The organism is Ensifer sp. GW101-20A05, assembly GCF_059424735.1.
The window spans coordinates 40,442-54,150 of sequence record NZ_JBWKZT010000027.1 but is presented as its reverse complement, the minus strand read 5'-3'; the positions used below and the strand labels follow the sequence as shown (position 1 = coordinate 54,150).

Annotated in this window: 13 protein-coding genes and 3 pseudogenes; 9 read left to right on the top strand and 7 right to left on the bottom strand. The window is 61.5% G+C overall.

The genetic code is table 11. The features are described from left to right. Window positions 1-347: 347 nt before the first annotated feature. Window positions 348-704 (bottom strand): annotated as a pseudogene (locus AC070A_RS33310) (haloacid dehalogenase-like hydrolase); the annotation flags it as partial. Between the two features lie 122 nt (window positions 705-826). Beyond that, window positions 827-2,512 (bottom strand): arylsulfatase, encoded by a 1,686-nt coding sequence (locus tag AC070A_RS33305; RefSeq protein WP_057252242.1) that lies wholly within the window; start codon window positions 2,510-2,512, stop codon window positions 827-829. A gap of 634 nt (window positions 2,513-3,146) precedes the next feature. Here AC070A_RS33305 and AC070A_RS33300 point away from each other — a divergent pair. The 8 genes from AC070A_RS33300 (at window position 3,147) to AC070A_RS33265 (ending at window position 9,482) form a co-directional block, all read left to right on the top strand. After that, entirely contained in the window at window positions 3,147-5,030 is a 1,884-nt protein-coding gene (locus AC070A_RS33300; RefSeq protein ID WP_492384050.1) for a sensor histidine kinase, read from the top strand. Continuing rightward, complete coding sequence (locus AC070A_RS33295) at window positions 5,027-5,698, top strand: response regulator transcription factor (RefSeq protein ID WP_057252240.1); 672 nt, start codon at window positions 5,027-5,029, stop codon at window positions 5,696-5,698. The genes AC070A_RS33300 and AC070A_RS33295 overlap by 4 nt, the downstream gene beginning before the upstream one ends. 88 nt (window positions 5,699-5,786) lie before the next feature. Then, window positions 5,787-6,170: a response regulator transcription factor gene (locus AC070A_RS33290; protein ID WP_492384051.1), complete on the top strand. Its 384-nt coding sequence runs from the start codon at window positions 5,787-5,789 to the stop codon at window positions 6,168-6,170. A 69-nt stretch (window positions 6,171-6,239) separates the two neighbouring features. Beyond that, window positions 6,240-7,748, top strand: coding sequence for an arylsulfatase (locus tag AC070A_RS33285; protein WP_492384052.1), 1,509 nt, complete (start codon window positions 6,240-6,242; stop codon window positions 7,746-7,748). Window positions 7,749-7,944: 196 nt separating this feature from the next. Then, window positions 7,945-8,490, top strand: coding sequence for a class I SAM-dependent methyltransferase (locus AC070A_RS33280; RefSeq protein WP_492384053.1), 546 nt, complete (start codon window positions 7,945-7,947; stop codon window positions 8,488-8,490). A 53-nt stretch (window positions 8,491-8,543) separates the two neighbouring features. Next, window positions 8,544-8,672 carry a hypothetical protein gene (locus tag AC070A_RS33275; RefSeq protein WP_255571387.1) on the top strand — a complete coding sequence of 43 codons (129 nt, stop codon included), beginning with the start codon at window positions 8,544-8,546 and terminating at the stop codon, window positions 8,670-8,672. Further along, window positions 8,666-8,944, top strand: a complete 279-nt coding sequence (locus tag AC070A_RS33270; RefSeq protein ID WP_492384054.1) for a hypothetical protein — start codon at window positions 8,666-8,668, stop codon at window positions 8,942-8,944. The genes AC070A_RS33275 and AC070A_RS33270 overlap by 7 nt, the downstream gene beginning before the upstream one ends. A gap of 187 nt (window positions 8,945-9,131) precedes the next feature. Next, window positions 9,132-9,482 carry a hypothetical protein gene (locus AC070A_RS33265; protein WP_058328599.1) on the top strand — a complete coding sequence of 117 codons (351 nt, stop codon included), beginning with the start codon at window positions 9,132-9,134 and terminating at the stop codon, window positions 9,480-9,482. A gap of 106 nt (window positions 9,483-9,588) precedes the next feature. On the opposite strand, the pseudogene AC070A_RS33260 reads toward AC070A_RS33265, so the two are convergent. From AC070A_RS33260 to AC070A_RS33240, 5 genes and pseudogenes are all read right to left on the bottom strand, one after another. Beyond that, window positions 9,589-9,818: pseudogene (locus AC070A_RS33260) on the bottom strand (helix-turn-helix domain-containing protein); the annotation flags it as partial. A gap of 54 nt (window positions 9,819-9,872) precedes the next feature. Next, a pseudogene (locus tag AC070A_RS33255) lies at window positions 9,873-10,055 on the bottom strand (SDR family oxidoreductase); the annotation flags it as partial. A gap of 73 nt (window positions 10,056-10,128) precedes the next feature. After that, a complete protein-coding gene (locus AC070A_RS33250) occupies window positions 10,129-11,040 on the bottom strand; it encodes an NAD-dependent epimerase/dehydratase family protein (protein WP_113132771.1) in 912 nt (303 codons plus the stop codon). A gap of 42 nt (window positions 11,041-11,082) precedes the next feature. Next, window positions 11,083-11,538, bottom strand: coding sequence for a carboxymuconolactone decarboxylase family protein (locus tag AC070A_RS33245; RefSeq protein WP_492384055.1), 456 nt, complete (start codon window positions 11,536-11,538; stop codon window positions 11,083-11,085). Between the two features lie 23 nt (window positions 11,539-11,561). Beyond that, a complete protein-coding gene (locus AC070A_RS33240) occupies window positions 11,562-11,978 on the bottom strand; it encodes a cupin domain-containing protein (protein ID WP_492384056.1) in 417 nt (138 codons plus the stop codon). Window positions 11,979-12,095: 117 nt separating this feature from the next. On the opposite strand from AC070A_RS33240, the gene pdxR reads away from it, so the two are divergent. After that, window positions 12,096-13,496, top strand: a complete 1,401-nt coding sequence (gene pdxR / locus AC070A_RS33235; RefSeq protein WP_492384057.1) for a MocR-like pyridoxine biosynthesis transcription factor PdxR — start codon at window positions 12,096-12,098, stop codon at window positions 13,494-13,496. Window positions 13,497-13,709 lie beyond the last annotated feature (213 nt).

The following is a 13,709-nucleotide window of genomic DNA, read 5'->3' as shown; positions in this document are numbered from 1 at the left end:
CCACAGTCGTCAACGCACCGAGACTGTAACTAAGGCTTTTGCGGATCATTTTCAGCTCCTCCGGTGAATACACATCTCCCGTTCGGAAGATATCCGTTGCGGTGGCCTTCGCGCTGGAGCGCCGCGCGTTCAAGGGGGAGCGCACAAAGGACACTCTGGACGCATGGACGACAATCCATCGAAATTCGGCGACCGCATGTAAAACCTTGCATTGACGGATGCGCCGGAAGCACGCCGGAGCATTCGCGTCTGCTGTCCGTTGAAATTGGAATTATGCCCAGTTCACGTAATCGCTACCTATGCGAACGCCACCCATCGCATCGGAGCCTAGTCAGGATTGCGCCTCAGCGATATTGTCCTTTGGGGCAGCGCATGAACGGCTGCGTGTCCGTCCATTCGGGATGGGAAGCTGCCTCGGCCTTCACGCGGTCGAGTGCGAAGGCGAGTTGGGTGTACATCGGATGCTCGACCCACAGCGTGACGTCATTGTCGAAAACGGCGATGCGCTCCGGTTCGGGAGCGAAGTCGGGCGAGTTTTCCTTGGTCACCTTCTCGACGAAGGCGACGATGGCCGCCTTCGGGACGGTGTCATTCCACGACGGCAGCGGAGCGGTCTGGGCCTGCGCCGAGGCAACAACAAACAACGTTGCCAGGCCAAGCACGACTCCGCCGGCCAGTCTGAGGAAGTTACGTCCCAAAGTCATAACGACCCCTCCATCGGTTAGGTGTCCAGATTCCCGCATCGTCCCTTGAGACGTGCGGAGGACTGTGCCTTGAAACCAGACGGGCGGCCCTGGAAAACCGCCCGTCGTGTTGAGCGGGCCTTCTAGTTACCTGGCTTGTTCTTAATTGCGGCGTCGATCTGCTTCTTGACAGCATCAAGATTGAACGAAGCCGGGTCTTGCATCGGCGGATAGTCAATCGCCGTGAGCGCCAGTTTTGCGACCTCCTGCTGGACGCTGACGAACCGCCAGAACTCGCGTGCGAAGAAGTCATTCATATAGCCTCCGCCGAGGTCATTGAGGCTTTGGCCGCCGATCGATGGTGTCCGCTCGAATGGGTCCTGGCGGATATTCACCATAGTGGGCATGTCCGTTGTGACCTTCCCACCGGGCCAGCCCTGCGGCTGTTGGAAGAACTGGAACTTGAAGTTGTCGATGCGAACCGCCCCCAGAGAAGGGCCGCCGAAGTAGAAAAATTCATGCCGTGCGGATGGGGATTTGCCCACCAGCAGGTCCAACTGATTGTAGCCATCAAGGTGATTCTTGTAGGTCCTGTCGCCCAGCTTCACACCCTTGAGCAACTGCTCAGTGATCTCGGTGTTGCCAGCTGCCGCCGCCAGCGTGGGGAACCAATCCAGAGCGGAGAAGATGCCGTTCTCGACAGTGCCCGGCCTGACTTTACCCGGCCAGCGGATGATTGCCGGTGCCCGAAAGCCGCCTTCCATCACCGTACCCTTGGTGCCCTTGAACGGGGTCATGCCACCGTCGGGCCAGGTAAACACCTCCGCCCCATTGTCAGTTGTAAAGATGACGATGGTGTTGTCGGTCTCGCCCGCATCCTCCACACACTTCATGATGGCGCCGACGCTGTCATCCAGTTGCGCCATGCCGGCTTCTTCGAGGCCGTAATTGCTGTCGCTGTTCATGAGCGCCTGGTATTTTGGCGACAGAAACGTCCAGACGTGCATGCGCGTCGTGTTGTGCCAGACAAAGAACGGTTTGCCGTCAGTCTTGGCCTTGTCCATGAAGTCGCACGAGGCCTTGACCAGCACTTCGTCGAACGTCCCCATGTCGTACTTTGCCTTGGGCGTGATGTCATGCATGTTCGGCACGTTGGTCATGTCGGCGAATGGCGCCAGAGGTCCCTCGTCGACGATCCGCTGCTTGCCGATCTTGCCCCAACGCGGCTGCTCGGTCGTGTCGTCCGTGTCCGTTGCAAAGCTGTGGACCAAATTGCGCGGCCCCACTTTGTCCCGGTACGATTGGTCATTCGGGAACGAATACCAGTAGGGGTCTGACATCGCATCGAGGTGATACAGGTACCCGAAGAACTCATCGAAGCCATGCAGCGTTGGCAGGAACTTGTTCAAATCGCCGAGATGGTTCTTACCGAATTGACCGGTGGCGTAGCCCTCGGTCTTGAGGGCGGCGGCAATGGTTGCGGCCTTGTCCGGCATGCCGACGTCTGCCCCCGCTTGTCCGACCGTCGTCAAGCCGGTGCGCAACGGGATTTCACCTGTGATGAAGCTTGCTCGGCCCGCAGTGCAGCTCGCTTCCGCGTAGTAGTCGGTAAATAGCATGCCCTCGGAGGCAAGCTTGTCGAGGTTCGGCGTCTTCCCGGACATGATGCCCCGGTGATAGGCGCCAATGTTGAACCAGCCAACATCATCGCCCATGATGACGACAATGTTGGGTTTTTGCTGATCTTGCGCGGCTGCCGGCATGATTGCTGCTGACGCAACAAAAGTGGAAGCCAGCAGACCAAACCAGATGTTTTTCATCTTGCTCATGGTCTCGATTCCCTCCCTGGCTGCCCGAAATGGGCCGGCAGCCTGCGCCCCATATGGCAACGCCTCATGCCGCATCTTCCAGTTATCGCAGGCGGGTCGATTGTTATCGTCGACACGGCGGAGCAGTTTCCTCGAAGGGACTTCTCAGCGTGTGTGTCCGACACTTCTCCTCAACGCACCAAGACCATAATTTATGGTTGTGCGACTCATTGCCGGTCCCCCCGACGAACGTGTGATGACGCACTCTGCCAGCCGAAGATAGCTGACGGTGGCCTGACCACATGCAGACCTTGCATTGATGGATGCACCGAAGCACGCCGCGCGTCTGTTGTCGTCGAAACTGGAACTACGCCGAGTTCACGCAATTGCTACTTACGCGAAAGCTATTCATCGCATCGCAGCCTAGTCAGGAACGCGCCTCGGCGGTATTGTCCTTTGGGGCAGCGCGCACGAGTTGGCGCGGTATGGATCGGTCAGCAATCGCATTGGGTGTGGAAGCCGTACGCAGGGCAGGAAGGTTTCGGCGCGGGGGCCGGACTAATTTTTGAAATAGTTGAACGCCGACGGGCAATCGCCCCGGCCGCATCGTCACCTCCGAACGCATTGACGGAGAATGGCGCAAAGGACGTTCAATATGGCTCGTGCATCGACGAAACCATCGAGCCCGTTCACCCGGATCGCATCCGCATTTCGTTGCCTTCTGTTGCTCTTGATCGTTGTGATGGCCGAGCCCTTGTCGGCGGAGATCGTGGACCAGGTGCCACGCATCCTCATCCTCTATCCCTATGACGAGAAAATCCCGGCAACGACCATTGCTGGCGAGACCCTGAGACATCGACTGCAGCAGGCGACAATGGGCAAGGTCGATCTGTTCTCGGAATTTCTCGATCTTTCCAGATTCCCCGAGAAGGTTCACATCGACCGGATGGCGCGATATCTCAGTGAGAAATACGCCGACCGACGTCCGGATGTAGTGATTGCGCTTGGTGAGGAGGCAACGGGCTTCATCGTCAAGTACCGGCATGCGATCGCCCCGGATGCGAAGATCGTGTTCTGCGGCTTCAGCAGCGCGGACGCCGTGAAGTTGAGTCTGCCGAGCGACGTCGTCGGGGCTTTCAGCGAGTATGACATCGCAAAAACCCTTCTCATGGCGCGCGGTCTCCAGCCGGAAGCCCGCGATCTCGTCATCATCGGCGGGTCCTCGGATTTCGACCGCTCCTGGCTTGCGACGGCGCGCTCGGATCTCCCCGGCCCCGCAAGCGGTCTTAAAACGACCTACGTCGAGGATTTGACCATCGATGAATTCGCAGACCGCGCCTCGCGTGTGCCGAAAGGGAGCATCATTCTGGTTCTGACCGTCTTTACCGATCGCAGCGGCAGGAACTTCATTCCGCGCAACGCGCTCGAACGGATTGCCGCCAAGGCGAGCGCTCCCGTCTACGGTCCCTATTCCACGTATATCGGCCATGGCGCCGTCGGCGGTAATTCCGTCACCTTCGAGTCGGTCGGAACGGCGGTCGCCGAACTCGCCCTCGACGCGATCGCGGGAAAACCGATCGCCAGCGTCAACGTGCCGAAAACCTTTGTCGCCGATGCGAGAGAGTTGACGCGCTGGGGCTTGCCGGAGAGCGGGCTTCCTGCCGGAACCGTCCTGAGCTTCAAGGAGAAGAGCCTCTGGGAGGAATACTGGGCGGCGATCATCGGCATCGTTGCAGCGCTTGCGCTTCAGGGGGCGATCATCACGGTGCTTCTGGTCGAGCGGCAGCGCCGGCTGGCCGCGGAGCAGGAAGCGCGGCTTCGTCTGCTCGAACTCGTGCATCTCAACCAGTCGGCAACGGCGGGAGCCCTGTCGGCATCGATCGCCCATGAACTGAACCAGCCGCTCGGAGCGATCCGCAGCAATGTCGATGCCCTCGAAATCCTGCTTCGGAAAGAGCAGCCGGATCTCGACCTCATCCGGCAGATTCTCATCGACATCCGCGAGGACGACCAGCGCGCCAGCGATATCATTGTTCGACTGCGGGGACTGCTGAAGAAGCGAAGCGAGATCGACTGGCAGGAATTCGACCTGAATGAGGTGGTCAACAGCGCGATCCATATCCTCCACGCCGAGGCGGGACAAAAAAGCATCGTCGTCAGCTCCAGCGACCCGACCCGGGCGCTGCCGGTGCGGGCCGACAAGGTACATCTCCAGCAAGTCATTCTCAACCTCGCCACCAATGCGATGGACGCCATGGTCGATGCGGCGACGACCGAGCGGAAGCTGGTCTTTCGGACGGCGCTGATCGAGAATTCCGAGGTCGAGCTGTCGATCTCCGATACCGGCCGCGGCATCCCGAGCGACCAGCTCGACCATGTTTTCCATGCGTTCTACACGACCAAGCCGACAGGCACCGGGCTGGGTCTCTCGATCGCCCGCGCGATTATCGAAACCTATGGCGGCAAGATATGGGCGGACAATCGTGCCGAAGGCGGCGCCGTGTTTCGTTTCGTCCTGCCGCTTGCTCAGCACGGATGACCCAATTGGAACCCATCATTCATATCGTCGACGACGACAACTCCTATCGCACCGCGCTGGCACGGTTGATGGAGGCATCCGGCTATCGCGTCGTCACCTACGGCTCGGGCGAAGAGCTTTTGGCCAACCTGTCGGGCTCCGACCCCGGATGCATCCTCCTCGACCTGCAGATGCCAGGTCTGAGCGGGCTCGAGTTGCAGGACCGGCTCACCGAGAAAGCACCACTGCTGCCGATCGTGTTTCTGACGGGGCGAGGCGACATCAAGGCGAGCGTCCGGGCGATGAAGGCCGGCGCCGAAGATTTCCTGGAGAAACCGGCCTCGAGGGAGGCGTTGCTGGGGGCCGTCGAGCGGGCGCTGCTTCGCTCAGAGATACGGCGCGCCGAACACGATCGCGTCCATACACTCCAGGCGCGTCTGGACGCCCTGACGCCACGCGAGTTCGACGTTTTCGGCCTGATCGTCCGCGGCAAGCTCAATAAGCAGATCGCTTACGAACTCGGCACCTCCGAACGAACCGTCAAGGCGCACCGGCACAACGTCATGGAAAAGCTTGGCGTGCATTCGCTGGCCGAGGCCGTGTCGATCGCAGAGAGACTGGGACTTCTCGACCTGACAGCAAAACCGTCTGATGATGCGCACGGTGCTGTTCGCCGCGCTTCCCCATAGGACAATATCCAGCCTTCGACGTTGGTCATACGATCGTCATGATCGGGGCTGGACATGCCTTTCCGCATGGGCCTCAGAAAGGCATCCCTTGGAAAGCCAACCACGCAAAGTGGCCGTCGTGGAAGACGATCCGAGCATGCGCAAGAGCGTCGCGCGGCTGTTGAACGCGCATGGTTTCGCGACGGAAGGATATGCCTCGGCCGAGGCCTTTCTGAGCCGCGCCACGTCGAGCGAGATCGGCTGCATCGTGCTCGATGTCCATCTCGGCGGCATATCCGGCATCGAACTCTGGCACCGGCTGAAGGACGGCGGCTCGAAGATAAAGGTCATCTTCATCACCGCCGTCGACGATCAGGCGCTCGAACAGGAGGCGGTCAAAGCGGGCTGCGTCGCCTATCTGCACAAGCCGTTCCCGGCCGAATCCCTGATCGACGCCATCGAAAGGGCGATGACGGTTTCGCCCGACGATTGAATGACGAGCCAGCGGAAGCCGCTCCGAAGCAGCACTCGCGGACGGCGGTTTCTAAAGGGGAGACGAAACATGAAGTGGCTCGGACCGTGGCGGGGAATGTGCTTTGTATTGGCGATCGGCTCCTGTCTCGTTGCCAATGCGTTGCCTGTCGGAACAGCATCTGCGCAGCAATCGACGCCAAACATCCTCTTCGTTCTCGCCGACAACATCGGCTACGGCGACATCGGCGTCTACGGCGGCGGGGAGCTGCGCGGGTCGCCGACGCCGCGCATCGACCAGCTCGCCGCAGAGGGCCTGCGGCTGACGCAGTTCCTGGTCGAGCCATCCTGCACGCCGTCGCGCGCCGCTTTGATGACAGGTCGCTATTCCATCCGCTCCGGGCTATCGCTGGTCGCGGTCGCAGGCACGCCTTTCTCGCTGCCGGACAAGGAAATCACCATGGCGGAAATGCTGCACGACGCCGGCTACGCCACGGCGATCTTCGGCAAGTGGCATCTTGGCGCCCAGGTCTATAGCCAGCCGCAGAACCAGGGCTTCGACGAGTTTTACGGAATCCCTCCTGGTGACACCTGGGACGCGTTCGGGATGATCCGCCAGGGCCATCAGACCAAGTCCATCGACGTCCCGCTCGACAAGGGGCCGCACATCGTCGAGGCCAAACGGGGAGAGCCGGTGAAGCTGGTGAAGCCCTATACCGAGGAAGTGCGTCGCGGGATCGACTGGGAACTGGTGGACCGCGGCGTCGATTTCATGAGGCGCCAAAAGGCGGCCGGCAAGCCGTTCTTCTTGTACCTGCCGATTTCCCGGACGCACTTTCCGAACCTCCCCTCGAAGCGCTTCGAAGGAGCTTCCCGCATCGGCCAGTTCGGCGACTCCCTGATGGAGGGCGACGCGATCGTCGGCACGATCCTCGACGCATTGAAGGATCTTGGCATTGAGGAAGACACCATCGTGGTCTTCGCCTCCGACAATGGACCAGACGGCCCCGGTGCGAGCCGGTTCGGCACCGACATGCCGGATATGGGAACGACAGGACCCTATCGTGGCGCGCTGGGCGACGTCAGCGAGGGCGCGATCCGCACCGCCGCGGTGATCCGCTGGCCGCAACGGATCAAGCCGCGATCCTCCTATGCGATGTTCTCGATCATGGATTTCTTCCCGACATTCGCGAAGCTTGCGGGCGGCAAGGTGCCGGACGACCGGCCGTTCGATGGGATCGACCAGAGCGACCTGCTGCTCGGCGACAATGACAGCGGACATCGCCAGCATTTGCTGACCTTCGTCGGCTCCGACCTGGTCGCCGTCCGCTGGAAACAGTTCCGGGCCTATTTTGCCGACGTAGCACCTGGCCGCAGCGGCGCAGGCGGTGCAATCTTGATGGGCGGTGTCGGATCAAGCGCTGCGCCGATGAATGGCTACCCAAAGGTGTTCAATATCGAGGCCGACCCGCAGGAGGAGCACAATATCGGCGAGATGTATAACTGGGTCCTCGGGCCGTTGTTGAAGACGGTAGAGGAATACAAGGCGAGCCTCGCGCGGTCACCCAATCCGCCCGCCGCAAACATGACGAGGTTCTGAACGTCAATACGTTGTGAAGGCGGGCCTTTTGGTTTGAACGCGATCATATTGCCACCGACGGCGTCACGCCGATGTAGGTCGAGGGCCGACTAAGGACCATAGGTCGGTTCAGCCGCTCACCGCTACCAATGGATCGGATTGGAAAAGAGGCCGCCGCCACCTGAGAAATGATAGCACCGCGCCAGGGACGATAAGTATGCCGACGGACGCCAGATTGAACGAATCGCGTGATGAAGGGAGACGCAAGGACTCCCGGCTCGAAAAATTGCTCTTCCGCCTGGAGGCCCAGCGCATCTGCCTCGAATGGGCCTTCCGAGAAATAGCCGGCCGGCCGGGCATTGTGTTCGAGATGGGCCTGGGTCACGGTCGCACCTACGACCACCTGCGCATCCACCTCCCCGAGCGCGAGATCTATGTGCTGGATCGCGAGATCGACTGTTTCGCCGACTGCACGCCGCCACAGAATTATTTGCTGCTCGGCGACATCGAGGACACGCTTGCTTCCGGAGCCACCCGCTTTGGCGGACAGGTCATCCTGGCACATGCGGATATGGGTTCGTATGTCGAAGCGAACAATATTGCGACAAGCGCCAAGCTGAGCCGATGCCTCCCGGCGGTCCTTTCGCCACATGCCATCATCCTGTCCGATTTGCCGCTCGAACTTGCGGGGACCCGTTCGCTACCGCGTCCACCGGGCGCGCCCAAAGACACGTATTTTCTCTACGTCAATGGGCCGCCGTGATCCGCCGGCCGCAACGGATTAAGCCACAACTCTCCCACGCGATGTTCTCGATCATGGACGTCTTCCCGACATTCGCGAAGCTCGCGGGCGGCAACGTGCCGGACGACCGGCCGTCGGACGGGATCGATCAGCGCAACCTGCTGCTCGGCGACAATGACGCGGACGTCGCGAACATTTGCTGACATTGGTCGGCTCTGATCTGATCGCCGTCCGCAGGAAGCAATTCCGGGCCTATTTCGTCAAAGTGGCACCCAGCCGCAACGGTCCTCCCGGCGCAACTCTGCTGGGCGGAGCGGGAAGCGGCGCCGCACCGATGAAAGGGTATCCTAAGGTGTTCAACATCGAACCGGATCCGCATGAGGAGCACAATATCGCTGAGATGTACAACTGGGTCCTCGGGCCGGTGTTGGAGACGGTGGAGGCCCTGGATGATCCTAAGACGCACCGACCTTAGCCGGTCAGTGAAACTTGCAGAGTATCGGCCGTCGATCCTACCAGCGGCCGGCAAGTTCAGACGACTTCCCCTAAGGACAATATCGCTCAGTGGAGTTTCGCGTAATCTCAGTTGGGACGAGTTGCTTGAGCAGCCGCGCTTGGTTGCCACCCCGTCACAAGCGCAAAACCTAGGAAGGAGCATGACAATGAACCGCATTGCGACTTTTTCTATGATTGCCAGCCTCTCCGCCCTTAGCTTCGTTGGAATCGTGCACGGTCAAGGTGCCGCAATGGACTGGCCTAAAGAGATTGAGCAAACTGTGCGTAGCTACAGCGGCGACAAGATCAATGTCGTCGATGTAAGCACACTTGCGGAGCAGAACCAAACGCGCATGTGGGTCGAGCATGCCACGCCGGAACAACGTGCGGCGCTTCTCGAGGCGGTCAAAGCGAACAAGTCCTTGGCTGAAAAGCTGAAGGCGCAGAACGTCGAGATGGACAACATTGGCGGCGCTGAACAGGCGACTGACGGCGGGCTGACGATCTACGTTCGCTAACCCTCCCCGGGGTCAGTAAAGCGGGGTGCGGAACACCGATGGTACTCGCGCCGCATCCCGCTCCATCCGCGAGCATACCGCGGCAGGCGTTCGGTACTCGTTATCTTTATAGGACGCCCCACGCGCGAGACCTCCCCCTCCCGTCATTTCCCGCAAGCCAAGCTCGCCGACGATCCGGCGGGCTGCTTCGGCCCAACGTCGAACGCCTTGGTGGACCATACCGGCCGAGACCAGCGGCATGGCCATGACCAACTCACTCAGTTCCGGCAGTTCCGACGAGGTGCGTCGGGCGGACAGCTTCCGCTCCATCATCTGCCGCACCAACGCCAGCCGGTCACTTCGAAGCGCTTCGTGCTCGCGTCACTGAACGGCCCGCCAACGAATCTCCGTTCATCGCGCCAACCAGCCGCCATCAGCCGGGATGACGGCACCATGCAGGTAGCGTGAAGCCGGCGTCAGCAGGAAAACGGCAGCCTCGCCGATATCCTCGGGAGTGCCCCAGCGGCGAGCAGGAATGCGATCGATGATCGCAGCGCTGCGATCGACGTCCGTGCGAAGCGCCTCTGTGTTGTTGGCGGCGGTTGGATGTCGTGGCAATTATCCCTCTAGCGGGTCCGACTATTTCCGTTGCCCCGTCGGGCGGCAATCACGCGCACTTCCATAGCAGCGGCCGGGGTGCGAAGCCGAGTTTTTCCTTCGCTCGCGTGTTCGCGGCGCCGGTCAGACGGGTGTGGTAGTAGACCGCTTCCTCGCCGGCCGACTTCAGCGCGTCCTCCACACTGACCCGCCCCGGCTCCGATGCATCAACCCATCGAGCGAAAGCCGGGAGCCATTTGGCGACGGGCATCGGGTCGTCGTCGACGATATTGTAGACCCCCGGTTCGGCCGTAAGCGCGGCGACGGTCGCAGCGATCGCGTCATCGATATGGACGAACGACCAAACGGCATTTCCTTCGCCGATAATCACCGCCTCGCCATTGCGAACCTGATCGGCAATCGCTCCGTCCGGCCGGTACCAGGTACCGGGCCCATAGAAGAAGCCGTAGCGCAGGACGACGCCATCGAGCGACGGCGAGGCGAGCACACGGTCCTCATAGGCGCCGATGGTGCGCGTGCTCTCGCCGATCTCCCCGGGCGCGTCGTAGCTGAGCCTCGCGGTCTCGTCGGCGAGTTGTCCTGCCGGGGCATCGAGGTAGAAGCCACGAGACTGCATGATGTAGCGGCGAACGCCCAGCTTCTCCGCCGCAGCGAGCAGGTTGGCGCCGCCCTCGCGATGAAGGCGCGTATCGTCCGGCATGGCCTTGATGATGTCGGCGGGGTTGGCCGGAAGCCAGGTAAGTTGATCGATCACGACGTCCGGCGCTGCTGCCGCGATTGCCTCATGGACCGCCTCGGGGTCGAAGGCATCGGCGGTCGACGCCTCGGCCCCGAGTTCGCGGAGACGATCCACGCCTGGGCCGGGGCGCGTCATGCCGGTCACCTGATGGCCAAGGGTCAAGAGCGCCCGCACCAGCGGCGAGCCGACGGCGCCTGTGGCGCCCGCGATGAATATCTTCATAGCCAACTCCTCAATTTGAGCGTTTCGGGCGTGCGCCCGCCTTTACTTTTCAAGTGCTGCCTGTGGCGTGTTACGGAAGCTGATCGCCATGCGGTTGTAGGCATTCATCAGGCCGATCGCGATCGTGAGGTCGGTGAGTTCACGCTCGTTGAACTCGGCGTACGCAGCCTCGTAGGCTTCGTCCGGCACACCCGTCTCGGCGACGCGTGTGACTGTTTCGGCCCAGGCAAGGGCCGCCCGCTCACGCGCGTCGAAGAGGTTGCCTGCTTCCCTCCACGCCTGGACCAATGCGATCTTTTCGATCTGTTGGCCCTTTTTCAGGAGGTCGCGGGTGTGCATGTCGAGACAATAGGCGCAATTGTTGATCTGTGAGATGCGAAGATAAACCAGTTCGACCAGCACTGGCGCCAGGCCACTTTGCAGGACGTAGCCGTAGACACCGCCAAGGGCCTTGGCGCCGGCCGGTGCAATCTGGTTGTAGTCGAGACGCTTGCTCATTGTTCTGCTCCTTGGGTTCGGGTCTACTTGATCGGGGTGGTGAGTTCTTTTTCATCCGTGTCGGCGACGAACACCGCCAGCAGCTTTGCCGGCGTCGTCTGGCTCGCGTTGCGGCTGACGAGGTGGGTGGACGCCGGCGGCTCGTACCAGCTCTCGCCGGCGCGGTAGGTCTGCGTCGGGCCGTCATTGACCTTGGAGACGATTTCTCCGGAGAGAACGTAGGCGAAGATGAAGGACGACTTTGCATGCGTGTGGGGAACCGAGGCACCGCCTGGGGGATAGTCGACGATCAGGGCGGTCAAGGTCTTGCCCGGAATATTGGGTATCGCCTTTTCGAAGTGCGGCGTGACAACGTCGCCGGGATCATGCGCAGCGGCCGGCAGCGTGGTGACGATTGCAAGGGCGGCGGCAGCAGCGCCAATGAAGAATCGTAAGGTCATGCCAGGGATCTCCTTTCCGTGTGGTCCTGATGACGTTTCTTCCTGCCCCTAGAAATGACGACTTCCTGGTTCTAAAAAAAGCACCAAGAACCGACAAACAACGTGTACCAGGAAAGCATGGATCAGCTGCTGGAACTGAACCTCGATCGGTCGGCGCGGACGCCACTGGCCGAGCAGATACGAAAGGGCATCAGCGCCGCGATCGAAAGCGGGGTGCTTGCCCCAGGCGCGCGTCTGCCGTCCTGGCTGGATCTCGCCGCTCAGCTTGGTGTTGCACGCGGCACTGTGCGTACGGCCTACGACAAGCTTTCCGCGGCCCAGCTCATCGTCGCCTCACGCTCGACCGGGACCCGCGTCGCCGCTCGTCCTGCAGCGGTTGCGCGGATCGAGCCGCCGCCGGATCCCGGCTCGTTCATGGAGCGCTATCGGGAGATGACAGCCGGCCCGGCGATCTTCCAGATGGGCGTACCGGCGCAGGAAACCTTTCCCGCAACGCTCTTCGCGAGGATCCGCGCGCACGCCGTACGCGTGGAGACGAGCGCTCCGGCGATCTATCCCGACCCACGCGGCGAACTGGAACTGCGCCGGGAAATTGCCGCCTATCTTGCCGTCGCACGTCGCATCGAGTGCTCGCCCTCCGAAATCATCATCACCGGGGGATACGCCAGCGGGCTTGGAATGGCGCTCCGCGTCCTCGGTCTCGAAGGGCAAAAGGTCTGGATGGAGGAGCCAGGGTTCCCATTCACCCGGCGCGGGCTGGAGCTTGCGCGACTGGAGATTGTGCCGGTCCCCGTCGATGCCGATGGCGTCAACGTCGAGCATGGCATACGCCGTGCCCCGGATGCAGCGCTGGTTGTCGCGACCCCGGGGCAACAGGCGCCGCTCGGGTCCACCCTATCGCTGGCACGCCGACTGCGTCTTCTCGACTGGGCGGCCGGGGCGCAGGCCTGGGTGATCGAGGACGACTATCTCAGCGAGTTGCAGCTCGACGGCCGCGCCGCACCGGCGCTGGCCTCCCTCGACGGCGGTGGACGCGTCATTCACATCGGCTCCTTCAGCAAGACCATCAGCCCGGCCCTCAGGCTCGGCTTTCTCGTCGCGCCGCCGGCGCTCGCCTCCCGTTTTGCGGAAGTCGCAGCCTGTCTCGCACCGCCCCCCGGGCCGTCCGTGCAGCTTGCAGCCACTGAGTTCATGCGCGAGGGGCATTATTTGCGGCATCTCCGGCGGACGAAGCGGGTCTACTCCGCCCAACGCGACGCCTTGCTGAAATCCCTGCGGCCAGAGGAAGCGACAGTTGCCGGATTGGCCGTGCTGTTGCGTTTGCCGGACGGGGCGCCGGATCTCGCTATTGCCAGAGAAACGTTGGCTTTCGGCATGTCGCCCGCACCGCTTTCGGCCTGGTACGCGTCGCCGGATTCTGCAAAATCCGGCTTGCTTCTAGGCCTTGCCACGGCGCCGCCACGGCAGCTTGCGAGATCCTGCGACCGCCTGCTTGAGATTGTAAGACGGTTTGCTTGACGTGTTGCATGTGCAAGCAAAGTGCGAACTCTCAAGCGACGGAGCCGTTCTGTGCGCCTTCGGACTTCCCCAGCCAATGGCAAGAAAATCCTGTTCCGGTCGATACACCGTGCGACCCTTCTGCTTGTCGTGCGAAACCACGAACCTGATTAAGCGGGATACGAGACTCACCTGCCAGCCGTCGCAGATGACACATCAATGGAACTTAACTGG